23 protein-coding genes are annotated in these 23089 nt (G+C 66.8%); 16 read left to right on the top strand and 7 right to left on the bottom strand.

Features of this window, described 5'->3' with window-relative positions:
• Positions 1–32 precede the first annotated feature (32 nt).
• The 3 genes from AB0L65_RS45895 to AB0L65_RS45885 all read right to left on the bottom strand — a co-directional run bounded on the left by AB0L65_RS45895 (position 33) and on the right by AB0L65_RS45885 (position 2226).
• On the bottom strand, positions 33–452 hold the full coding sequence (locus AB0L65_RS45895) for a type II toxin-antitoxin system VapC family toxin (protein ID WP_364259804.1): 420 nt from the start codon (positions 450–452) through the stop codon (positions 33–35).
• Positions 439–693: a hypothetical protein gene (locus AB0L65_RS45890; RefSeq protein ID WP_364259801.1), complete on the bottom strand. Its 255-nt coding sequence runs from the start codon at positions 691–693 to the stop codon at positions 439–441. The genes AB0L65_RS45895 and AB0L65_RS45890 overlap by 14 nt, the downstream gene beginning before the upstream one ends.
• A gap of 96 nt (positions 694–789) precedes the next feature.
• Entirely contained in the window at positions 790–2226 is a 1437-nt protein-coding gene (locus AB0L65_RS45885) for an acetyl-CoA synthetase (protein ID WP_364259798.1), read from the bottom strand.
• 283 nt (positions 2227–2509) lie between these two features.
• Between AB0L65_RS45885 and AB0L65_RS45880 the strand changes: the two genes are divergently transcribed.
• From AB0L65_RS45880 to AB0L65_RS45850, 7 genes are all read left to right on the top strand, one after another.
• A complete protein-coding gene (locus AB0L65_RS45880; RefSeq protein WP_364259795.1) occupies positions 2510–3631 on the top strand; it encodes a serine protease in 1122 nt (373 codons plus the stop codon).
• A gap of 280 nt (positions 3632–3911) precedes the next feature.
• Positions 3912–5033 carry a hypothetical protein gene (locus AB0L65_RS45875; protein WP_364259792.1) on the top strand — a complete coding sequence of 374 codons (1122 nt, stop codon included), beginning with the start codon at positions 3912–3914 and terminating at the stop codon, positions 5031–5033.
• A gap of 197 nt (positions 5034–5230) precedes the next feature.
• Positions 5231–6394 (top strand): hypothetical protein, encoded by a 1164-nt coding sequence (locus tag AB0L65_RS45870; RefSeq protein ID WP_364259789.1) that lies wholly within the window; start codon positions 5231–5233, stop codon positions 6392–6394.
• A gap of 133 nt (positions 6395–6527) precedes the next feature.
• Positions 6528–6929, top strand: coding sequence for a transposase (locus tag AB0L65_RS45865; RefSeq protein WP_364259786.1), 402 nt, complete (start codon positions 6528–6530; stop codon positions 6927–6929).
• A 562-nt stretch (positions 6930–7491) separates the two neighbouring features.
• A complete protein-coding gene (locus AB0L65_RS45860) occupies positions 7492–9024 on the top strand; it encodes a hypothetical protein (RefSeq protein ID WP_364259783.1) in 1533 nt (510 codons plus the stop codon).
• Positions 9025–9459: 435 nt separating this feature from the next.
• A complete protein-coding gene (locus tag AB0L65_RS45855; RefSeq protein ID WP_364259780.1) occupies positions 9460–10986 on the top strand; it encodes a hypothetical protein in 1527 nt (508 codons plus the stop codon).
• Between the two features lie 174 nt (positions 10987–11160).
• Positions 11161–12648 (top strand): hypothetical protein, encoded by a 1488-nt coding sequence (locus tag AB0L65_RS45850; protein WP_364259778.1) that lies wholly within the window; start codon positions 11161–11163, stop codon positions 12646–12648.
• 67 nt (positions 12649–12715) lie between these two features.
• Here the strand turns inward: AB0L65_RS45850 and AB0L65_RS45845 are convergent, their stop codons facing one another.
• Both AB0L65_RS45845 and AB0L65_RS45840 read right to left on the bottom strand, forming a co-directional pair.
• Positions 12716–14074: a hypothetical protein gene (locus AB0L65_RS45845; protein WP_364259775.1), complete on the bottom strand. Its 1359-nt coding sequence runs from the start codon at positions 14072–14074 to the stop codon at positions 12716–12718.
• A gap of 157 nt (positions 14075–14231) precedes the next feature.
• On the bottom strand, positions 14232–15428 hold the full coding sequence (locus AB0L65_RS45840) for an NADP-dependent malic enzyme (RefSeq protein WP_350729308.1): 1197 nt from the start codon (positions 15426–15428) through the stop codon (positions 14232–14234).
• Between the two features lie 278 nt (positions 15429–15706).
• On the opposite strand from AB0L65_RS45840, the gene AB0L65_RS45835 reads away from it, so the two are divergent.
• The 4 genes from AB0L65_RS45835 (at position 15707) to AB0L65_RS45820 (ending at position 18780) form a co-directional block, all read left to right on the top strand.
• Positions 15707–16564 (top strand): ABC transporter substrate-binding protein, encoded by an 858-nt coding sequence (locus AB0L65_RS45835; protein ID WP_363976615.1) that lies wholly within the window; start codon positions 15707–15709, stop codon positions 16562–16564.
• 3 nt (positions 16565–16567) lie between these two features.
• On the top strand, positions 16568–17395 hold the full coding sequence (locus AB0L65_RS45830; RefSeq protein WP_364259772.1) for an amino acid ABC transporter permease: 828 nt from the start codon (positions 16568–16570) through the stop codon (positions 17393–17395).
• Entirely contained in the window at positions 17392–18135 is a 744-nt protein-coding gene (locus AB0L65_RS45825) for an amino acid ABC transporter ATP-binding protein (protein ID WP_364259769.1), read from the top strand. The genes AB0L65_RS45830 and AB0L65_RS45825 overlap by 4 nt, the downstream gene beginning before the upstream one ends.
• A gap of 219 nt (positions 18136–18354) precedes the next feature.
• Positions 18355–18780 carry a CGNR zinc finger domain-containing protein gene (locus AB0L65_RS45820; protein ID WP_364259766.1) on the top strand — a complete coding sequence of 142 codons (426 nt, stop codon included), beginning with the start codon at positions 18355–18357 and terminating at the stop codon, positions 18778–18780.
• Here the strand turns inward: AB0L65_RS45820 and AB0L65_RS45815 are convergent.
• On the bottom strand, positions 18777–19142 hold the full coding sequence (locus tag AB0L65_RS45815) for a S24 family peptidase (protein ID WP_364259763.1): 366 nt from the start codon (positions 19140–19142) through the stop codon (positions 18777–18779). The two genes, AB0L65_RS45820 and AB0L65_RS45815, sit on opposite strands and share 4 nt — an antisense overlap.
• 17 nt (positions 19143–19159) lie before the next feature.
• Between AB0L65_RS45815 and sodN the strand changes: the two genes are divergently transcribed.
• The 3 genes from sodN to AB0L65_RS45800 all read left to right on the top strand — a co-directional run bounded on the left by sodN (position 19160) and on the right by AB0L65_RS45800 (position 20911).
• Positions 19160–19561, top strand: coding sequence for a superoxide dismutase, Ni (gene sodN / locus AB0L65_RS45810; protein WP_350729297.1), 402 nt, complete (start codon positions 19160–19162; stop codon positions 19559–19561).
• Positions 19562–19688: 127 nt separating this feature from the next.
• Positions 19689–20114, top strand: coding sequence for an anti-sigma factor (locus AB0L65_RS45805; RefSeq protein WP_127936220.1), 426 nt, complete (start codon positions 19689–19691; stop codon positions 20112–20114).
• A gap of 17 nt (positions 20115–20131) precedes the next feature.
• On the top strand, positions 20132–20911 hold the full coding sequence (locus AB0L65_RS45800; protein WP_176573444.1) for an RNA polymerase sigma factor SigF: 780 nt from the start codon (positions 20132–20134) through the stop codon (positions 20909–20911).
• Here the strand turns inward: AB0L65_RS45800 and AB0L65_RS45795 are convergent.
• Positions 20908–21291, bottom strand: a complete 384-nt coding sequence (locus AB0L65_RS45795) for a hypothetical protein (RefSeq protein WP_364259760.1) — start codon at positions 21289–21291, stop codon at positions 20908–20910. The two genes, AB0L65_RS45800 and AB0L65_RS45795, sit on opposite strands and share 4 nt — an antisense overlap.
• Positions 21292–21379: 88 nt before the next feature.
• On the opposite strand from AB0L65_RS45795, the gene AB0L65_RS45790 reads away from it, so the two are divergent.
• Positions 21380–22336 (top strand): diacylglycerol kinase family protein, encoded by a 957-nt coding sequence (locus tag AB0L65_RS45790; RefSeq protein WP_350729293.1) that lies wholly within the window; start codon positions 21380–21382, stop codon positions 22334–22336.
• A gap of 270 nt (positions 22337–22606) precedes the next feature.
• Entirely contained in the window at positions 22607–22861 is a 255-nt protein-coding gene (locus AB0L65_RS45785; protein ID WP_185068358.1) for a WhiB family transcriptional regulator, read from the top strand.
• The last annotated feature ends 228 nt before the right edge of the window (positions 22862–23089 follow it).

The following is a 23089-nucleotide window of genomic DNA, read 5'->3' as shown; positions in this document are numbered from 1 at the left end:
GAGTAGTGCGGGCTTGCGCCCTTTCATCCAGTTCAGTTGAGCGGCGACCGCCAGCGCAAGCCCTGGAACCTGGCGAAATCCTTGTCGCAGGTCACAAATTCACAACCGTGCTCGATGGCGAGTGCGGCGAGATAGGCGTCGGGGACGAGGTTGCCAACGGCGCCGGCTTGCTCGCACAGCTTGACGAAGATCTCCCAGTGTCTCGGGCCGGCGTGCACCACCACCGCATGGGGTTGGTGGCGGACGATCTCGGCGAACGTCCGCGCGGTCTCGAAGGAGGTGGGGCGCGGGATACGCGTCGCCACGCGGATGAAGCCGTTAAGCGCGAAGTCGCTGACTGCATAGGCCTCGTCGCCGTTCAGCATCTCGGTGAGCACGACATGGCACTGCTCGTGGTGCTCCATGTCACGCCGGTGCGCGTTGACGAGCACGTTCGTGTCAAGCATCCGCATGGCAGGTCCTCATAACGCGCTCGATGTCTTCCTGCTCGAGGATCTCCTTGATCTCGGCCCAGGTCAGCCTCGGTCCTGACGCGGATCCGGAGACGGGTAGCTCGATGCGCGGCCGTTCGGCCACCTCCGTGGAGCGGTTGAGAAGTTGCCTCAAGGCGTCCTCCATCACTGAGTTGAGACTGCGTCCGTTACGTGCCGCGTACGCCTTCGCCTCGTTGAGGAGCGTCTCGTCGATGCGCACCGTTGTCCTCCGCATGACTCCAGCGTCCGCCGCTGACATCAAAATGTCAACTCCAGATAGTAGTCGTACGGTCACGGTCTTTGCATCAACTTTGAGTCACCACGCCGCCACGTTGACCTTCCCGTCAGAAGACACCCGCACCACCTGCCCCACCAGCTCCCGTGACTCCGCGTCCGCCAGCAGCCCGGCCTCCTCCACCACCGCATAGGCCCGCCCGCCCGGCACCTCCACCACCAGCACCCCCCTCTCGGCGACACCGTCGCGCCCGTGCGCCACCGTGTACCCCGCCACCACCCCCTCCCCCGCCCAGGCCCCCACCAGAGGCACCTCCTCGGCCACGAACACCGGCGCGGCGCTCCCCAGCCGCCCTCCCGGCTCGCTGGACCACACCGCGTACGTGTGCTTGGTCAGATGCATCCCCACCCCGCTCACCAGCCCGTGCCCGGACTGGGCCCGCAGCAGCCCCGCCATGGTCGCCGTGGAGTGCAGGACGTAGTCGCTGGCCGGCCCGCCCGCGTACGGCAGCCCGCCGGTGACCGTGAGCCCGCGCCGGTCCAGGGGATCGAGCCCGATCGCGTCGCACGCCTGCCGCAGCGCCACCGCGAAACAGCTGTACAGGTCGAGCGCGTGCATGGCGCCGAGCCCGAGCCCGGACCGCCGGAAAGCGGCCGCCGCCACGTGGGCGATGGCCTGGGAAGAGCCGAGTTCGGGCCGCGCGGCCACCTCCCAGGTGTCCTCCCCGTACGCCCACCCGCGCAGGTAGACCCGTCCTTCGGCCGGCACCCCGAGCCGGTCGGCCAGCCGCGAGCTGGCCAGGATGACGGCCGCCGCCTGGTCCACCTCCAGCACGGCCACCGTGTCCCTGGTGTAGGGCCAGCCGACGAAGCGGTCGCCCTTCGCGAGCTCGTCGGGGGTGCGGACGGTCCGGCGCCAGGCGTACGGGTTCGCGGCGGCCACCTCGGTCATGGGCGCCATCAGCCGGCCCCTGTCGCGCATCTCCTCCGCGATCGTGAGCCCGGACGCCGCCCGCCGCGCCGTCTCCATGATCGCGTAGGTGTGCACCGGCATGAAGAGCCCGTGGGCCAGCGCGTACGGGTGCGGCGGGCGCTCCCATCCGTACGGGGGCTTGGGCACGGCGGGGTGGCTCCACGGGACGTGCTCGCCCGCCCGCCGGTACGCCCGGCGCGTCGCCAGCGCCTCGGCCCCCGTGACCAGCGCGGAGTCGAGGTCGCCCGCCGCGATCCTGGCCGCCGCCTCGCCGATGAGCAGTTGCGGGGCCGTACCGCTGACCTTGGAGTACGCACGGTGGCGCGGCGTCGCCCCGAGGCGCTCGGCGAGGCGGCCGACCGGCGAGTCGTACTGCCACGAGTCGGTGTGGACGATCTGGATCGAGTCCAGCCGCTCGACGGGGAGCCGGGCGTCCTCGGCGGCCGCGCGCGCCGTCTCCTCCCACAGATCGAGCGGTTCCGGGCCGGGCTGCTCGCGAATGGTGCGTTGTGCGATGCCGATGAGGCAGGGGGTGCGAGGATCCATGAATCCATCTAACCAGAACAAGATTCGGTTGATAAGAAGTGGCATTTGATAATGCCTGTTACCACTGTTGCGCAAGACAAAAAACGGACGGCGCGACCTGCGGGGATGCCAATTACGAATACATGCGGTTTCGCTATTTCTATAACGGAATGGAACCGGGCCATGCTTTTTCGCGTCGTTTCATGGCCAGCCCCCTGCGCCATTCATTAGCGTTCCGATCGTTTTCCTGGCCCACCGGGGCGCAGTACCCCGCTCTGGGCCGCCGAAAGCCGAAAGGAGCTCCATGTTTTCCCGAGCAAGGCGCATCGCGTTCCCGCTCGCCGGCCTGATGGCCGTCGGGCTGGCCGCGGGCATGGTCGGCGGCACCCCGGCCAACGCCCAAGCACCCTCCGACGTCGTGTCCCAGAACTCCGCCACCCCCGCCGAGCAGGCGGTCCAGTTCTGGACCCCCGACCGCGTCAAGCTGGCCACCGACTACGACGACGGCCTCGGCCTGACCTCCAAGGGCGTCAAGGGCAGCAACGACGCACCTGACGGGCCTCCGGGATCCGTCCCGCCGATCGGCGAGGAGAAGACGAAGGCCAAGAAGAGCAAGCACGTCAATCTGCCCAACACGGTCGGCCGCGTGTTCTTCACGCTGCCCAAGGCCGACCCGCGCGACCCGAGGAGCTGGCGCTACTGCTCGGCCAGCTCGGTCCAGGGCAAGTACCGCAACCTCGTGGCGACCTCGGCCCACTGCGTCTACGACACCAGCAAGAACACCTTCTACGACAACTGGATCTTCATTCCGTCGTACTGGGACGGCAACAATGTCTGGGAGGGCAAGGCGCCCTACGGCATTTACGCCGCCAAGACGTTCAACGCGCACGACGACTTCGTGGTGAAGGAGGATTACGACTTCGACTACGCGTTCGTCAACGTCTACAACGGCATCAAGGTCAACTGGGAGAAGGTCGGCAACCGCTGGCAGTGGACGGTCAAGAACGTCGGCCGCCTCGGTGACAACGTCGGCGGCCAGGGCTTCACCTGGAACAGGAGCACGAAGCTGGACGTGTTCTCGTTCGGGTACCCGGCGGGCGAGCACCCCGACGGCGACAAGCCTTACACGGGCCGCACGATGAAGTTCTGCTACGGCAAGACCCGGCCGATGCCCGAGGCCAGGAAGTACAACCTGCAGGAGCACATCGGCTTCAAGTGCTCCTTCACCGCCGGCGCGAGCGGCGGGCCGTTCATCTACAACTACAAGAGCGCGTCGCGCACCGGCTACCTGGTCGGCGTCAACAGCGTCGCGTGGGACACCGACGCCAACGACCGCTACGACTACATCTCGTCCCCGTACTTCAACACCGACACGTACAAGGTCTACAAGGCCGCGGCCAACCGCTGGACCGGCAACTTCCGCTGATCGAGGTGGCTTCCGAGGCCCCGGTTCCCCTGGGAACCGGGGTCTTCCACTGAGGCGTACATCACTGGAACAGACGTGGAATGAGTGGAATTCAACAAGCGCCTACACCCACTCTGACCTGCGGAAACGCCCCTTACCAATGATCATTTAGAGATCTGTCTGACGGTGTCCTTATAGTGCACAGAGCACTCTTGATCAGGTAACGAATCTCTATCCTGGCTGCAATACCACCAGTACATCTGGAAAAATCCACCCTTACGACCCCAAGAAAGGCTAATTCATGATCCCCCGGGCCAGGCACTTGGTGGCGGCTGCGCTCAGCAGCGCGCTGCTGATGGCGCCCGCCTTCACGGGGATCGCGAACGCCGCGCTCGACAGCAACGCCGTGCTCGACAGCAAGGTCTTCGCCGTCTCGCTGGCCAGGACCGCGGTGGACGTCAAGCGGGTCGCCGACTACTGGACACCCGACCAGCTCAAGCAGGCCGACAGCTACAGCCCCGCGACGCCCGGCACCCAGGCCGCCACCCCGGCGCCGTCGGCCTCCGCGCAGGCCTCCAACCCCGCCACGCAGGCCGCGACCACCGTCACGCGGGCCGTCGCCGCGCAAGCCGTGTCGCCCGTGCTGCCGCGCAAGGGCTCGGTCGCCAGGACCATGGGCAAGGTCTTCTTCCGGTTCGGGGACAAGGAGTACTGGTGCTCCGCCAGCGCGGTCGCCGCCAGGAACCGCAGCGTCGTCGCGACGGCCGGGCACTGCGCGTACGACTCGCGGCAGGCCAAGGCGGCCGACTACTGGATCTTCGTCCCCAACCCGGGGCCCAACGGCGAGACGCCCGACGGCATCTACGTGGGCTCCTCGATCAGCATGCACGAGGACTGGTCGGGCAAGGGCGACTACGACTTCGACTACGCGTTCGTGACCGTGCACCGCGGCTTCAAGTGGGAGGCCAAGGACGGCCGCTACGTCATGAAGGACGTGGGCCGGCTCCAGGACAACGTGGGCGGCCAGGGCATCGAGCTGAACAAGAAGCCGACCACGTACACGGTGGCCGCGTTCGGCTACCCGGCGGGCGCGCAGCCCGACGGCACCCGCCCGTTCGACGGCAAGCGCCTGGAGATGTGCAAGGAAGGCCCCACTCGCTGGACCTCCGCCGTCAGCCTCGATCTGCAGAAGGGCGTGCAGCTGCTCAACTGCGACTTCAGCCCGGGCGCGAGCGGCGGTCCATGGCTGATCGGCTTCAACAAGGACCGCTGGACCGGTTACCTCAACGGCGTCAACAGCCTGACCTGGAACAGAGACGCGAAGGGCTGGTACGACGCGGTGTCGTCCCCGTACTTCGACACCACCGCCGGAGCGGTCTACCGACGCGCCGCCGCGCAGACCACTCCGCCAAATGTGACCTAAATCACTGCAACCGTCCGGTCACTGGTGGTGATCAGCGCATCCTTTGTCTCAGCAAGGTCACGACGCCCCGTTGGAACGCTGACATGATCTACCCGAAATTCACATAGGCATTGTCAAACCGGTAAGTTCCGGGCTGTCCGTTTGCTGAGTTATGGGGGTGCACCAGGCGCCTCATGTCAGCGCAACCTGGAGTTACCTTGAAGCGAATCCTTCTGCCCGTCGGCGGTGCCGTCCTCGCGACCGGCCTGCTCGCCGTAGGTCTGACCGGTACGGCCCAGGCCGACGGCGACGTTTCCAACGACCCGATGGCCAACAACACCTCCGAGGCCGCCTCCGTCGCCTCCTTCTGGCTCGCCTCGAACGGGGCCGCGCTTCGCCAGGCGACCCAGTACACCTGGGACGCGAAGGAAGTCCGGAAGGTCGTCTCCAAGGGCGGCTACAGCCCCGACGGCAAGCCCGGCACCACGGCGCCGACCGGTGAGACGAAGTCGACCGGCAAGGCCCAGAACGTGAACATCCCCAAGACCATCGGCAAGGTCTTCTTCGTCGACGGCTCCGGCAAGTTCCGCTGGTGCTCGGCCACCTCCATCCAGTCGAACTACCGCAACCTGGTCTCCACGGCCGGCCACTGCGTCTACGACACGGACAGCGACAAGGCCCTCCTCGACAACTGGGTCTTCGTCCCGGGCTACTACCAGGGCAAGACCCCCTGGGGCATCTACGTGGGCAAGCAGGCCTTCACCCACTACGACTTCGACACGTACGAGGACTACGACCGCGACTACGCGTTCGTGACCGTCTACAACGGCATCCAGTTCAACGGCGTGAAGCAGGTGGACCGCAAGGACTACCAGGGCTTCACCGGTCCGAAGCGCGCGTGGGGCGGCCACTACTACATCCTGCTGTCCAAGGACGCCGGTCGTCTCGGCGACAACGTCGGCGGCCAGGGCTTCTCCTGGAACCAGCCCACCGGCAAGCCGGTCCGCGCCTTCGGCTACCCGGCCGCTCCGCACCCGGACGGCAACAAGCCGTACAGCGGCGTCACGCCGAAGAACTGCTACGGCACGACCACCGCCAAGGCGGTCGGCGCCCCCTGGCTCAAGATCGAGGAGCACATCGGCCTCAAGTGCGCCGTGACCCCCGGTTACGACGGCGGCCCCTGGCTCCAGAACTACAGCAACGGCAAGCGCCTCGGTTACGTGAACGGTGTGACGAGCACCTTCGCCGACCAGGACGGTAACGACCGCGTCGACTACATCACCTCGCCGTACTTCGACGGCGAGACGGCGGCGGTCTACAACGCGGCCAAGAACGTGTGGTCCGGCAAGATCGTCGGCCCGAACGGCGAGCTGTACAAGTAAGCCCTTCCAGGGGAAAGGCGAGGGTCTCGGCATTCCGAGGCCCTCGCCTCATCTTTTGTCGGGGTAACTTCCGAAGACGAAGATCTTTTTTGGATCTGCTGACACAGAGTGTTTACCTTGTCACGATGGGCACATGCATCGTGGCGATCTGACGAACGCCGAATGGGAACGGCTGGCATCGCTGCTACCCCCCGGCGACACCCTTGGAGACCGGTGGGACGAGCACCGGATGATGATCAATGGGGCGCTCTACCAAGCCAGGACCGGTCTGCGATGGCGTCATCTGCCCGGGCGGTTCGGCTGCTGGGTGACCATCTACCGGCACCACCGCCACTGGACGGCCGACGGCACGTGGCGACGGCTGCTGAGAGCGATCGAGACCGCCCAGGACGACACGCCCACCGATGACGGCACCGCACCGCCACAACGCCCCGTGCCCGCCCACCATCCGCGCCACGATGCCCTCGCCCGCGATCCGGTGCTGCTGAGCCTGCGCACTCATCTGGCGGCAGTCGTCCGGCAGAGGGACATCTAAGCCAAACCTGGCGAACCGACCCGTTCGCCCTTCCTCCGACGGCCGAGGAGCACCCCTCCAGCTCCCCGCCCGCCATCACGCACGCTGAGGCGCTCAAGGGCACCCCAGTCCGCATAGGCCAGGCGCAGGGGACGACCCCACGCCTGGCGCTCAACAGCCGTCCTCGCCGCCCCTCCTCCCGGCGAGGGCGGCTTCTTTTTGGCCCCTATAACCCGAACCTGAAGATCACCTGTGAGGATTGGAGCGAGTTAGACGGATTAGGCGCCAATCCGGTTCCTGTGATCTAAGTCACGTTTCGCCGACTACAGAACGTGGCGATTGACTAACGACACTCCAGTCCCATCAGTAATAACCCCTCCATACCCTGCGAAAACGTAACTATCCAATCACCGCCCGCAAAGATCTCTGACAGATAACAGCACGGTAACGGCGGTAGGGGCGCCTACCGGATCGTCCGAAGCGGGTTCCACCTGCGGAGATCACCACGCTATGTTCCTTGCTATCCCTTTACTGACGCATGGGACGCATGTTGCGACCCACGACAGAGCAAGGAGCAGTTCCCTTGAAGCGCATCCTCATCCCCGCCGGTGGTGCCATCGTGGCTACCGGCCTTCTGGCCGCCGGTCTGGCCGGCACCGCCCAGGCCGAAAGCGACGTCGCATCTGACCCGATGGCGACGAGTGCGGCGAACGCCAAGGCCATTGCAGAGTTCTGGGCCGACAACAACGGCGCCGCCCTCCGGGCCGCCAAGGAGTCGAACGTCTGGGACAAGGGCGACGTCGCGAAGCTGCAGAGCAAGGGCGGCTACAGCGCCGACACCAAGCCCGGCTCGACGGCTCCGATCGGCCAGGAAAAGAAGACGACCGTCAAGGTCCAGAACGTCAACATGCCGAAGACCATCGGCAAGGTGTTCTTCGTCAACAGCAAGGGCGAGAAGAAGTGGTGCTCCGCCACTTCGATCCAGTCCCAGTACCGCAACCTGGTCGCCACGGCCGGTCACTGCGTGTACGACACGGCGACCAACTCGGACGTCCTGTCCAAGTGGGTCTTCGTCCCCGGTTACTACCAGGGCAAGTCCCCTTGGGGCATCTACGTGGGTAAGCAGGCCTTCACCCACTACGACTTCGACGTGTACGAGGACTACGACCGCGACTACGCGTTCGTGACCGTGTACAACGGTGTCAAGCTCGGTGGCGGCACTCCCAAGCAGGTCTCCAAGGCCGACTGGGACAAGTACACCGGCATCAAGGACGCCAAGGACGTCGAGATCAGCCGCGAGGAGTTCCTGAAGGGTCAGCTTGACCCGACGAGGACCGAGGCGTACTGGGTCAAGGAGGGCACGGCGCCTGAGGCGACCGGTCCCGACTACCCCGGTGCCGCGGTGGGCAAGGTCGAGACCACCGAGGGCGTCTACAATGACGCCAAGGTCGGCAAGGGCAACGGTTTCAAGTTCGGTGAGCCTGTCACCGAGATCGTTACCGACGCCGAGGCCGCTGCCTACAAGGCGAAGCAGGGCGACAAGCCCACCGACAAGTACCCCGCCAAGGTCGTCAAGGACGAGCGCGGCAACTGGACGATCACGCACTACTACGTCCAGCAGTGGTACAAGGCGGGCTCGGAGGCCAAGTACTACAAGACCGTCTTCTTCACCGTCGAGGGCTTCGCCAAGGACGCGGGCCGTCTCGGTGACAACGTCGGCGGTCAGGGCTTCGCCTGGAACCAGCCCACCGGTAAGCCCGTCCGCGTGTTCGGCTACCCGGCCGCCGCGCACCCCGACGGCAACAAGAACTACACCGGCGTGACTCCGAAGTGGTGCTACGGCACCACGACGAAGAAGCTGCAGGGTTCTGCTGCCAAGAAGATCGAGGAGCACGTGGCCCTCAAGTGCGCCTTCACCGAGGGTGCCGACGGTGGCCCGTGGCTGTACAAGTACAGCAACTCCAAGCGTCTCGGTTACCTGAACGGTGTCGTGAGCACCTTCAACGACCAGGACGGCAACGGTCGCGTGGACTACATCTCCTCGCCGTACTTCGACGGTGAGACCAACGTGGTCTACAAGTCCGCTGCGGCCTCGTGGTCCGGCAAGATTGTCTAAGGTGACGGACAGCGACCGGTCTTAGACCGTTCGTATAACCGTTTCCTGCGAAGGGCCCGGCATCCTGCCGGGCCCTTCGGCGTTCCCGCCGAAAGTGAAGGGCGGTTGGACGCATGGGACGCCCAGACGGTGCCATCAATCCAATGTGATCTGCATCACATAGCCTCTTCGACCGCGATCGAAGGGACACGCGGACCCCGGGAACCGCACTGACAAGTCCCTTATGTTGATCAGGGCAAACGGTCCCGAAGCGAGCCTTCCTCGACTCCTGCGCATCAGCCGTTTAAACATCACAGAACGGTCACGCCCGTCTTGTCGCCTCTTTTCCTGTCAAAGCGGCTACCCGCGAGCAAGATCCACACTGTATGTTCCTGGCTATCCCTTTACTGACGCATGGGACGCAAGAGGCGTTCCACGACAGCGCAAGGAGTTACCGTGAAGCGCATCCTCCTCCCCGCCGGTGGCGCCATTCTGGCCACTGGCCTCCTGGCCGCCGGCCTGGCCACCACGGCTCAGGCTGACGACACCGTTTCCGCCGACGTGCTGGCGAACCAGCAGAAGGCGGCCGAGACCCTGGACTTCTGGACCAAGTCCAACAACCAGGCGCTCAAGAACGCTGTTGCCTTCAACCCCGACGCGCTCGAGGTTCAGAAGATCTCCTCCGGTGGCGGCTATACCTCGGACACCAAGCCGGGTTCCACCGCCCCCATCGGCGAGGAGAAGAAGGCGGCCGTCAAGGTTCAGAACGTGAACCTGCCGAAGACCATCGGTAAGGTTTTCTTCGAGGGCCGCGACGGCAAGCTGTACTGGTGCTCCGGCACCTCGATCCAGTCGCAGTACCGCAACCTGGTCGCCACGGCCGGTCACTGCGTGTACGACATCGCCGGCAACGACGAGGTCGTGTCCCGCTGGGTCTTCGTCCCCGGTTACTACCAGGGCAAGGCTCCTTGGGGCGTGTACGTGGGTAAGCAGGCCTTCACCCACTACGACTTCGACGTCTACGAGGACTTCGACCGCGACTACGCCTTCGTCACCGTCTACGACGGCATCGGCGGCACGCTGAACAAGCCCAAGCTGGTGGACTGGGCGACCTACAAGGCGTACCAGGGCGAGAAGTTTGTCAAGGACGTCACCGTCTCCAAGGACGAGTACGACAAGGGCAAGCTCGACCCCAAGACCACGGACTACTACGACGTGGACCCGGGCAAGGCCGACGAGGCCACTGGTCCGGACTACCCCGGCGCAGTCGTGGACCGTGTCGAGGTTTCCGAGGGCACCTACAAGGACGCCACTGTCGGCCAGGGGAACGGCAAGAAGTTCGGTGAGCCCGTCACCGAGATCGTGACCGACGCCGAGGCCGCCGACTACAAGGCGAACGCTGCGAAGGACGCGGCCAAGTACCCGGCCACGGTCGTTCAGGACCCTCGCGGCAACTGGACGATCACGCACTTCTACGTCCAGAAGTGGTACAAGAAGGGCAACGTCGCTCGTTACATCCGTCTCGAGCCGTACACCGTCGTCCACGAGGTCAAGAGCGTTGGTCGCCTCGGCGACAACGTTGGCGGCCAGGGCTTCGCCTGGAACCAGCCGGCTGGTGGCTACGTCCGCACCTTCGGCTACCCCTACGGCCCGCACCTGGACGGCAACAAGCCGTTCACCGGTGTGACGCCGAAGTGGTGCTATGGCAAGACCGCGAAGAAGGCCCTGCTCATCCCCTCGAAGAAGGTCGAGGAGCAGGTGTCGCTGAAGTGCACCGTTACCGCTGGCTACGACGGTGGCCCCTGGCTGTACAAGTACAGCAACGCCAAGCGTCTCGGCTACGTCAACGGTGTCACCAGCCTCATCGCGGACACCGACGGCAACAAGCGCTACGACACGATCACCTCGGCTTACTTCGACGGTGAGACCAACGTCGTCTACAAGGCCGCTGCGGCTGCGTGGAGCGGCAAGCTCATCCCGTAGTTCGCTGCGGATCGGAACGAAGACTTGTTCGTCGTTCTCTAGCAATACCGAAGGGCTCGGCATCCTGCCGGGCCCTTCGGCCTTTTTGCTGAGAAATCTGGCAACCACCCTTACCAGAGGGACTAAAGGGTCGATAGTGTCTTTACACCCTTTTTGACAACTGTGGAGCCTCCCGTGAAGCGCCTGCTCGTCCCCCTAGCCGCCGCCTGCCTGAGTGCCGCTGCCCTCGCCGTCCCAGCCACCGCCGCACCGAGCTGGGCCACCGATAATCTCCAGCCGAAGCCGGCCGACGCGTACGGCGACGCCTTCTTCTGGCTCGACTCCAACGGAGCCGCCCTGCGCAAGGCCACCCAGTACAACCTGGACGTCAAGAAAGTCTCCAAGCTGGTGTCGGCCGGCAGCAACGGCGCCACTGACGGCAAGCCGGGCATGACCGGCCCGAGCACCACCGCCAAGGCGACGGTGTCCAAGAACGTCAACCTGCCCAAGACCATCGGCAAGGTGTTCTTCCTCGACAAGGCCGGCAACTACCGCTGGTGCTCGGCGACGTCCATCCAGTCCAGGAACCGCAACCTGGTCGCCACCGCGGGCCACTGCGTCTTCGCGAACGGCAAGGACGACGTCTACGACAAGTGGATCTTCGTGCCCGGCTACTACCAGGGCAAGGCCCCCTGGGGCGTGTATGTCGGCGCCTACGCCTTCACGGCGTACGACCTGGACACCTACGACGACTACGACGGCGACTTCGCGTTCGTCGCGGTGCACAACGGATTCTCGCTGGCCGGCGAGAAGGAAGTCTCTCGCAACGACTTCAAGGCGTGGGCCGGCGACAAGTGGGTCAAGCCGCGCGAGATCAGCTCCGTGGAGTTCCTCAAGTGCCAGCTGACCCTCGGCGACTGCTGGTCGGAGGGCGAGGACAAGCCGGCCGACCTCGTGGGCCCCGACTACCCCGGCGCCGTCCTGGAGAAGGTCGAAGTCAGCGGGGACGCGTACAAGGACGCGAAGGTGGGCAAGGGCCAGGGCTTCAAGTTCGGCGAGCCCATCGTGGAGCAGGTCACCAAGCCTCAGCAGGACGCCTACCAGGGCCCCGGCGTCAAGGGCACCGACAAGCTGGGCAACTACACCATCACCCACTACTACACGCAGAAGTGGGTCAAGCCCGGCACGTCGCGTAAGTACTACGAGGCCCGCTACGTCCTCGGGATCGCCAAGGACATGGGCCGGCTCGGTGACGTCGTCGGCGGGCAGGGTGTGGCCTGGAACCAGCCCCTCGGCCAGCCGGTGACCGTCTTCGGCTACCCCTCCGCCCCGCACCCCGACGGCGACCGCCCGTTCACCGGCGTGACGCCGAAGTGGTGCTCCGGCAAGACCGCCACCAAGAGCTACCAGGTCAACACGTTCAAGGTCGAGACCCACCAGCTGCTCAAGTGCTCCATGACCGCCGGCGCCGACGGCGGCCCCTGGCTCATGAAGTACGACAACAACAAGCGCACCGGCTACGTCAACGGCGTGACCAGCCTGTTCCACGACAACGACGGCAACGGCCGGGTCGACTACATCAGCTCGGCGATCTTCGACGGTGAGGTGGCCGACGTGTACAACAAGGCCAACTACGCGGAGACCAAGAAGATCGTCGGCCCGAACGGCGAGCTTCTCCAGTAGACACGACAGCATGTAGACGGCAGCACGAAGAACGGCCCGGGTGACAAGCACCCGGGCCGTTTTCGCGTCATACCGGCGTGAGCTCCCGCGTCCGTGCGCGCAGCGCCAGCACGGCCCGCTCGTTCTTGTACGGCTCCAACCGCCGCCGCAGGTCAGCTGCGTACGACCGCGACCGGGTCGACTGCAGCTCCCCCGCCAGCGCGAAGGCGGTGCCCGCGACCGAGCACGCCTCCTCCAGCTCCCCGCACTGCAACAGCCCGGCGGCCAGCAGCGACAGGTTGAACATCCGCCCGCGGACATAGCGGGAGTCCATGTCAAGGGAACGCCGGGCCTGTCGCACGGCCCGCTCCCCCTCCCCCAGGTCACGGAAGCAGTGGGCGAACTTCGCCGACAGGTAGGCCTCGTCGAAGTAGCTGAGCCAGACGGGCTCGTCGTCGGGCTTACGGGCGTCGAAGGCGGACTCCGCCTCGTGCAGGGAGACCCCGCAGGAGCGGGCGTCGCCCAGGCCGGCGTGGGCGTGGGCCTCCAGGACGTGCGCGGAGGCCAGCAGCGTGTGCACGCCGGCGCGGCGGGCCGCCATCTGGGCGGAGCGGGCCAGGTCGAGGGCGTGGGAGGGCTGGCCCATGTAGATGGCCTGGTGGGCCATTCCGGCCAGGATCTCGCCGCCCAGGGTGTGGTCGTCGGCGCTCCTGGCCAGGCGGAGCGCCTGGATGAGGTAGCGCTGGGCGAGACCGTGCTGCTCCATGTCGTACGCCATCCAGCCGGCCAGGCGGGTCAGCTCGGCGGCCGCGGCGGCCAGGCGGCGGCCGGTGGACTCGCCGTACAGGCCGTCCTTGAGCAGTGGCGAGACGGCGGTGTCCAGATATTTGACCACGGACGAGCGGACCCGGCCGCTGCCGAAACGGTTGTCGAGCTCACCGAACGATCGGGTGACCTCATGGATGGCGGCGATGTCGGCGCGGCCCACCCGCCGCCCGCCCGTACCGCTCAGCTGTCCCCCGGGTGGGGACGTCAGCCAGCGGATGGCTCCCACGGAGCCCGCTCCTATCGCGAAGGTCGAGTCGATCAGGAACCTCCGTCTCTCCACGTCGGCCCGCCATAGCGCAGTCACGGTCGCGACCCCCTCCTGCCACGTGTGCGTGAACTCCTGCCCGAGATCGAGGGGTGTGAGGATCGCCGGCATGCCCAGGTCCTCCGAGGTAACCGGTCGGCCCAGCCGCATCGCGAAGATCTCCGCGAGCAGGTAGGGCACCGGGTCACGTGGCCTCTGACCACCGATCCAGCGCAACACGGAGCTGTGGTCGTATTTGAGGCCCGGAGTGCCACGGGCGGCTCCCCAATCGTTCAGGCACCTGGCCAGTCCTTTGTGGGAGAAGCCCGCTTCCGCGATGAGCTGCTGAAGCAGTCGGTTCGGCTCGCGTTCCATCGCTCTCCTCGTCACAGGAGTTGGGCGCCCACACCTTACAGAGAGCTACTGTTATAGCACCTTGAGTAAAGGTTTCAGGGCGGTTCTCAAAGAGACCACCAACTCCACGACGAAAACGGGAGCCTCCCTGATCCAAGGAGGCCCCCGTACGAGGAGGTCAGACGCGGGCGACGCCGTCCGCGCGGGCCTGGGCCGCGACCGCGGCGGTCACGGCGGGCGCGACGCGCTCGTCGAACGGGCTCGGGATGACGTACGTCGGCGAGAGGTCGTCGCCGACGACGCCGGCCAGCGCGTTGGCGGCGGCCACCTTCATGTTCTCGGTGATGGCGGACGCGCGCACGTCGAGGGCGCCCCTGAAGACGCCGGGGAAGGCCAGCACGTTGTTGATCTGGTTGGGGAAGTCGGAGCGGCCGGTGGCCACGACCTTGGCGTGCCGGGCGGCCACCTCGGGGTGGACCTCGGGGGTGGGGTTGGACAGGGCGAAGACGATGGCGTCGGGCGCCATGGAGGCGATGGCCGCCTCGGACACGGTGGACCCGGACAGCCCGACGAACACGTCGGCGCCCGCCAGCGCGTCCTCCGTCGAGCCGGTGTGGCCGGCGCGGTTGGTGTCGCGCGCGAGGGCCTCCTTGACGGGGTTGAGTCCCTCACGGCCCGCGTAGATCATGCCCTTGGAGTCGGCGACCGCGATGTCGCCGATGCCCGCCTCCAGGAGGATGCGGGAGACCGCGACGCCGGACGCGCCCGCGCCAGCCACGACGGCGCGCAGGTCGCCGAGCGAGCGCCCGGTCAGGCGGGCGGCGTTCTGGAGCGCGGCGAGCACCACGATGGCGGTGCCGTGCTGGTCGTCGTGGAAGACGGGGATGTCGAGCAGCTCCCGGAGCCGGTCCTCGACCTCGAAGCAGCGCGGGGCGCTGATGTCCTCGAGGTTGATGCCGCCGAACGACGGCGCGAGGCGCACGACGGTCTCGACGAGCGCGTCGACGTCGGTGCAGTCGAGGCAGATGGGGACGGCGTCGACGTTCGCGAACTGCTTGAACAGCAGCGCCTTGCCCTCCATGACCGGCATGGCGGCCGAGGGCCCGATGTCGCCCAGGCCGAGCACGGCGGTGCCGTCGGAGACGACGGCGACCACGTTGGAGACCCAGGTGTAGTCGTTGACCAGCGCGGGCGTCTCGGCGATGGCGGTGCAGACCCGGGCGACGCCGGGCGTGTAGGCGAGGGAGAGATCGTCCGCGTCGCGGACGGGAACGGTGGAGCGGACCTCGAGCTTGCCTCCGCGGTGCAGCGCGAAGGCCGGATCGAGATCGAGTTGCTCGACGGGAACGGAAGCAGAAGCGGGCGTGACAGCCACAGCGACCCCTGTAGTCATCGGGAGCGGAAGAAACCTTCGGCGGGCGAGCGCGAGCGGGCTGGCCTCGGTAGCTGCCAGGATCCCCTCGTCGGTCGTCTCAGAGGGGTACGGGGGTCACCCGTCTCCCTATCGTGCCACATGGTGAGATGGACTCGGTGTCAGTGCCGACGCCGTTCCGTTGACGCATCGTTAAATGTCTGATGGCTGACCGGTGCAAAACCCCATTTAAACTGCACAAAACGCAAGTTTCCTGGCTTTTCACATCGAGGAGGCCGTACATGGCCCTCAGCCCCAAGGGCCGCCGTGGCTATGCCGCCGGCGTGCTCGCGTTGACCGCCGCACTGGCGCTGACCGCGTGCGGGAGCGGCGGCAACAGCTCGAGCTCCGCCACGACCGGCGCGAGCGCCTCCGCAGCCGGCGGTGTTCAGCTGGTGCAGCCCGGCAAGCTCACAGTCTGTACGAACATCCCGTACGAGCCGTTCCAGTTCAAGGACGCGAGCGGCAAGATCGTCGGTTTCGACGTCGACATCGTCGACCTGGTCGCGAAGAAACTGGGCGTGACCCAGGAGATCGTGGACATCGACTTCGCGGTGATCAAGAGCGGCGCCGCCATGGCGGCCAAGAAGTGCGACCTGGCCGCCGCCGGCATGACGATCACGCCGGAGCGCAAGGCGAACATCGACTTCTCCGACCCGTACTTCGACGCCACCCAGGCGCTGCTCGCCAAGAAGGGCACCGGGGCGACGTCGCTGGCCGACGTCAAGGCCAAGAACCTCAAACTGGGCGCCCAGGCCAGCACCACGGGCCTCGACTACGTCAAGAAGCAGGGCTTCGACCCGACCGAGTACGCCGACTCCGCCAAGGAGCTGCTGGCCCTGCAGGCCGGCCAGGCCGACGTGATCGTCCAGGACCTCCCCGTGGTCCTCACCTGGCTGAAGAAGCCGGAGGTCGCCGCGAAGTTCGAGCTGATCGGCAGCCTGGACACCGGCGAGCAGTACGGCCTCGGCCTGAAGAAGAACGCCGACCCGGTGCTGCTCAAGACGATCAATGAAGAGATCGCCAAGGCCAAGCAAGACGGCACCTACGAGAAGATCTACGTGAAGTGGTTCGGCAAGAAGCCCGGCGAGCTGGGCTGATCCATGGCCGACCAGCCGAAGACGGCTGAGCCCGCGCGCGCCGGGCTCAGCCCTCGGAAGAAGCAGCAGATCAGCCGCGGCATCCAATATGCCGTCCTGGTCATCGTGCTCGGCCTCCTCGTCCTGTACGCGGACTGGGGCAGCCTCGCACAGAACTTCGCCAAGCCCGAGGTGGCGAAGGAGACGCTGCCGGAACTGTTCACCATCGCGCTGCGGAACACGGTCATCTACACAGTCACCGGATTCGTCCTCGCCTTCTTTGTGGGACTGCTGCTCGCGCTCATGCGGCTGTCGCCGGTCCGGCCCTACCGGTGGATCGCGATCGTCTACATCGAGATCTTCCGTGGCCTGCCCGCGCTGCTGATCTTCATCATGATCACCTTCTTGCCGCTGGCGCTGCCGGGCTTCCAGGTGCCTTTCGGCACATACGGCCAGGTCGCCCTCGGGCTCGGGGCGATCGGCGCGGCCTACCAGGCGGAGGTGTTCCGCGCGGGGCTGCAGGCCGTCCCCAAGGGGCAGGTCGAGGCCGCAAGATCGCTGGGCATGTCCGCCACCCGCGCCCAGTTCACCGTGGTGATCCCGCAGGCCCTCCGCATGGTCATCCCGCCGACCACCAACCAGTTCGTGGCCCTGCTCAAGGACTCCTCGCTGGTGCTGTTCCTCGGCGTGTCCAGCGAGTATGTCGAGCTCGCCAAGTTCGGCAACGACCTGGCCTCCCAGCACTCCAATGCCACGCCCATCATGGTCTCCGGCCTGACGTACCTGATCGTCACGATCCCGCTGGGATATCTGGCGACCCGGCTGGAGGGACGTAAGGGGAGGAACCGATGACGCACGCGATCGAGCTCGCGGACCTGCACAAGTACTTCGGCAACAACGAGGTACTCAAGGGCATCCGCATGACCGTCGATCCCGGGCAGGTGGTCTGCGTCATCGGGCCGTCGGGCTCCGGCAAGTCCACCCTGCTGCGCTGCGTGAACCTGCTGGAGGCGCCCACCAAGGGCAAGGTGTTCGTGGAGGGCGTCGAGCTCACCGACCCCGACGTGGACATCGACGCCGTACGCCGCCGCATCGGCATGGTCTTCCAGCAGTTCAACCTGTTCCCGCACATGACCGCGCTGCAGAACGTGATGATCGCTCAGCAGCGGGTGCTCAAGCGGGGCAAGAAGGAAGCCGAAGTCGTCGCCAGGGAGAACCTGGACAAGGTCGGCGTCGGCGCCAAGTGCGACGCCTACCCGGCGCAGCTGTCGGGCGGCCAGCAGCAGCGGGTGGCGATCGCCCGGGCGCTGGCCATGAACCCGGACCTGATGCTGTTCGACGAGCCCACCTCGGCGCTCGACCCCGAGCTGGTGGGAGACGTGCTCACCGTCATGCGGAAGCTGGCGGAGGAGGGCATGACCATGCTCGTGGTCACCCATGAGATGGGGTTCGCGCGGCAGGTGGCCGACCGGGTGGTGTTCATGGACGGCGGCGTGATCGTCGAGGACGGCGAGCCGGCGCAGGTGATCGGCGACCCGCAGCAGGAACGCACGCGCGCCTTCCTCCACCGGGTCCTGCACCCCGAGGAGTAGGCCCGGCAGGCACGGCGGGGCGCATCCGCCCGTACCACCGTACGGAGCGCCCCGCCCACCGGGACTCAACGCGCCATATACGCCTCGAAGCGCCGCCCAGGGCTCTCTTTACCCGGCGGCGCGCACGGCCCCTGAAACGCCTTCTCAGCCGCGCCTGAGCGCACTCCCCGCCGGAAGAACCGGCCCCGATCGGCGTGGCCCGTGATGTAATACACCCGCATGGACCTCACCTCTTACGCCGAGTGGGCCGTCCGGCTGGTCAACGAGCCCGACCCGCCGCCGGAGCTGAGGCCGCTGCGCGACGAGCTGGCCGCCGCCTTCGACGAGGCCGACGACGAACGGGCCGTGGCCGCGCGGCTCAACGCCCTGCTCGTGCGCTATCCCGTACGCCCCCAGCTCACCGACCACGACGGCGGGGGCTGGCACCTCCACCTGGCCGAGGACTCCGCCGCCTGCGCCGTGATGGGCCTGGCCGCGGTCGTGGCGGAGCTGGGCGCGGACCGGCTCGGCCGGTGCCAGGAGCCGCGCTGCGGCAAGGCGTTCCTGGACACCTCGTCCAACCGTTCGCGCCGCTACTGCTCCTCCCGCTGCGCCAGCCGCGCGAACGTCGCCGCCTTCCGCGCCCGCCGGCGCAACGGCTCCTAACGCCGCCGCAGGAGGGGCCAGTAACGCAGCACGACCCGTCCCACGATGTCCTGGACCGGCCCGAAGTCCCAGCTGTCACGCCGACCGCTGGCCCGCTGGTTGTCGCTCTCCAGCCACCATCCGTCCTGTCCGTGCCACTGCGCCCGTTTCACGATGAGCTGCTCGGGATCACCGGGAAGTCTCGCCACCACGAGATCTCCCGGGTGGACGGTGGCGCCCCGGCGTACGAGGAGCCAGTCGCCGGGAACCAGCGCGGGGCGCATCGAATCGCCCTCGACACGCACTCTCATGGGCTGTGACCCCCTACTCCGCAGGCGTTGGGACCCGAGTAAGGTCGGTTGTGGACCAAGCTGATTCAGCATCAAGGAAGGACTTTCTGATGCTCGCACGACTGCTACGACCCAAGCATGTCGCTTCCGCACACTGCGACCTGCCCTGCGGGGTCTACGACCCCGCTCAGGCCCGCATCGAGGCCGAGTCGGTCAAGGCGATCATGGAAAAGTACGCGGCCAACGAGGACGCGGTCTTCCGCGCCCGCGCGCTGTCCATCAAGGAGGAGCGGGCCGAGCTGGTCAAGCACCACCTGTGGGTGCTCTGGACCGACTACTTCAAGCCGCCGCACCTGGAGCAGTACCCTCAGCTTCACCAGCTCTTCTGGGACGCCACCAAGCTCGCGGGCGCCGCCGGCGCCAAGGGCACGGTCGACGTCGCCAAGGCCGAGGACCTGCTGGGCAAGATCGACGAGATCTCCAAGATCTTCTGGGAGACCAAGGCCGCCTAAAACGGCACATAAGGCTCTGTACGGCAGCAGCCGTACAGAGCCTTTTCCGTTGATGGCGAGTCTGAATCGTCCAAGCACCTCCCAGGGGCGGTAAGTTGCAGTTGGCGTCGGAAACGCGAGGAGGAACGTGACCGAGGAAACCGAGACGCGCGCGGAGGGCGTGGCCGGCATCCGCGACGTGGTGAGCATCAGGCTCCCCGCCGCCAGTGCCTACCTGTCTGTGCTGCGTACGGCTACCGCCGGGCTGGCGGCGCGGCTGGACTTCACGCTCGACGAGATCGAGGATCTACGGATCGCGGTCGACGAGGCGTGCGCCATGCTGCTGAGCGAGGCGGTGCCCGGCACCGACCTCACCGCCGAGTTCGAGCTGACCGGGCATGAGATGCAGGTCAGGGTCGAAGTGGCCACGGTCGGAAGCTCCGCGCCCAAACGCGATGACTTCGCCTGGATGGTGCTGACCGCCTTGGCCGACGACGTCGACGCGGTGACCGACTCCCCAGATCGCATGGCTATCGTCCTGCGTAAGCGCCGAGGCGCAGCGAGGCCGGCGTGACGGAAAGGACTGGAGCCATGGCCACCAGCGAACACGCCGTGCCCGACCGGGTGCGTGCCCGCATGCTCTTCGCCGAGCTGGCCGAGCTGGGCCCCGAGGAGCCGCGCCGCCAGCGCATCAGAGACGAGCTGGTCGAGCTTCACCTTCCCCTGGTCGAATACCTGGCCCGCCGCTTTCGGAACAGGGGCGAGTGGCTCGACGACCTGACCCAGGTCGCCACCATCGGCCTGATCAAGTCCATCGACCGGTTCGACCTCAACCGCGGCGTGGAGTTCTCCACGTACGCCACGCCCACGATCGTCGGCGAGATCAAGCGCCATTTCCGCGACAAGGGCTGGGCGGTCCGCGTCCCGCGCCGGTTGCAGGAGCTGAAGCTCTCGCTGACCAAGGCGATAAGCGATCTCTCGCAGCGCGAGGGCCGCGCGCCGACGGTCGCCGAGCTGGCCTCCTACCTCAAGATGACCGAGGAGGAGGTGCTCGAGGGCCTCGAGTCGGCCAACGCCTACTCGACCGTGTCGCTCGACGCGCCCGACTCCGGCGACGACGACGCCCCCGCGGTGTCCGACTCGCTCGGCATCGTGGACGAGTCGCTCGAGGGCGTCGAATACCGCGAGTCGCTGAAACCGCTGCTCGAACGGCTGCCGCCGCGGGAGAAGCGCATCCTGTTGTTGCGCTTCTTCGGCAATATGACGCAGTCGCAGATCGCCACCGAGCTGGGCATCTCGCAGATGCACGTCTCGCGCCTGCTGGCCCGCACCCTCGCGCAGCTGCGCGAGGGTCTGACCGCCGAAGACTAGCCGTCTCCGTAGAGGGCGTGCGTGGTGGGCGGCGCCAGCAGCGTCGCCAACCCCGCCACCGCGATCACGATCAGCGGGATCCCGAGCTGGGGCTGGCCTGACTGGATGAGCGTGACGGAGATCGGCACCATGAAGATCTGCGTCAGGACGCCGGGCGACCGCCCCCACCGCTCCATCCTGAACAGCCCGCCCCACGCCACCCAGAGCAGCCCCGCTCCGACCAGCACGCCGAACGCCGACTCGGCGATGGCGGTGGTCAGGTTGCCCGGGGTGCTGACCAGGGTCTCCACGGCCACGTAGATGCCGAGGCCGAGCGCCACCAGGCCTTCCAGGGCGACGATGGCGGCGGCGATGACGAGGGTGACCGGACGACGACTCACGCCCGTACCCTACCCCTCGGGTCACCCGGTCCGAGAAATAGGACGTTCGGCCGATAACGCCCACAAGTCCAGCGGATACGCTGGCGATATGCGCGCCATGCTCTTGGTGAATCCCAAGGCCACCACCACGAACGCCCGTACGCGTGACGTGCTGATCCGCGCGCTCGGCGCGGCCGTGGAGCTGGCGGTGGAGGAGACCCGCTACCGCGGGCACGCCGCGGCGCTGGCCGCCACCGCGCGGGCCAAGGGATACGACGTCGTGGCGGTGCTCGGCGGCGACGGGACGATCAACGAGACCGTGAACGGCCTGCTCAACCCGGTGAACGGCGGCGACGTCCCGCCCGGCAGCGAGGGCCGGCCCGCGCTCGTCGTCATCCCCGGGGGCAGCGCGAACGTGTTCGCCCGCGCGCTGGGGCTGCCGAACGACCCGGTGGAGTCCACGGGGGCGGTGCTGGAGGCGCTCAGGGACGGCCGGCGCAGGACCGTGGGTTTGGGGCAGGCCCTATGGGAAGGCCAGAGCCGCTACTTCACCTTCTGCTCCGGCATGGGGTACGACGCAGAGGTTGTACGGGCTGTGGAAGGCCTCAGGGGAACGGGCCGTAAAGCCACGCCTACACGGTACGTGAACACCGCTCTACGGCACTATCTGGCCACGGACAAACGGCATCCGGCGATGACCCTGACCGGCCCGGGGATACCGACGGCCCGCGGGCTGTTCATGGCGATCATCTCCAACACCTCTCCATGGACGTACGTCGGCACCAGGCCCGTGCACCCGACCCCGTGGGCGAGCTTCGAGACCGGGCTCGACCTTCTCGGGCTGCGCCGGATGGGACCGATGTCCATGGCGTCAGTGATCCGACAGATTCTCACGGAGAGTGACGCCCTTCCGGGCGGCCGGCACCTCGTACAGCTGCACGACGAGGCCGAGTTCACGCTCACCGCGGAACGCCCCGTGGCCTTCCAGCTGGACGGGGACTACCTGGGCGAATACGAAACCGTAACATTCCGGTCTACACCGAACGCGTTACAAGTTTTGGTCTAGGTGGTTACATTCGGTCATTGTGTGACGCATCCGACAGCCATAACACCCAAAACTTCCCGTCAACCCTCTTGCGTGCACTCAGCGTGGCTGACAGTCTCAACATTGACGTCGGAACGTAGGACCTTTAACAACCCCAAGGTTCTCCGAGTGTCAGCGAGCGATCCCGGTCCTCACAGGTCCGGGTCTTGTTCGCGCGAGTTAGTGAAACTCTTCACAAAGTAGTAGCCGCACGGAGCCGACCAGAGGCTCCATCTACTAAGGAGTGGACGCATGGACTGGCGCCACCGAGCTGCCTGCCGTGACGTGGACCCCGAGCTGTTCTTCCCGATCGGCAACACCGGCCCGGCACTCATGCAGATCGAAGAAGCCAAGCAGGTCTGCCGTTCCTGCTCGGCCGTCGAAGCCTGCCTGAAGTGGGCGCTGGAGTCCGGGCAGGACGCCGGCGTCTGGGGTGGCCTCAGCGAGGACGAGCGCCGCGCTCTCAAGCGCCGCACCGCTCGCCACCGCGCCCGCCTCACCGCCTGACCCGCCACCGTCATCTGATCTCCACCGTCTGACCCCGCGTCGCCCGAGCCCCGATCGGCTCGCGCGCCGCCGCACCCTCCTCGCCCCGATGCGTCGCCGCCCGGCCGCCGCGCCACCCGCCGGACGCGCCACCGCCCAGCCGTCACCCCGGCCGACGCACCGCCGCCGTTCGACATGCCCGCACCCGACGCGCCGAGCCCTCGTACTCCCGTCGAACCCCGACGGACG

The sequence above is a fragment of the Nonomuraea sp. NPDC052116 genome (assembly GCF_040680035.1).
Taxonomy (GTDB): Bacteria; Actinomycetota; Actinomycetes; order Streptosporangiales; family Streptosporangiaceae; genus Nonomuraea; species Nonomuraea angiospora_A.
The sequence above is the reverse complement of the archived record's forward strand: the minus strand, read 5'-3'. Positions and strand labels throughout refer to the sequence as shown.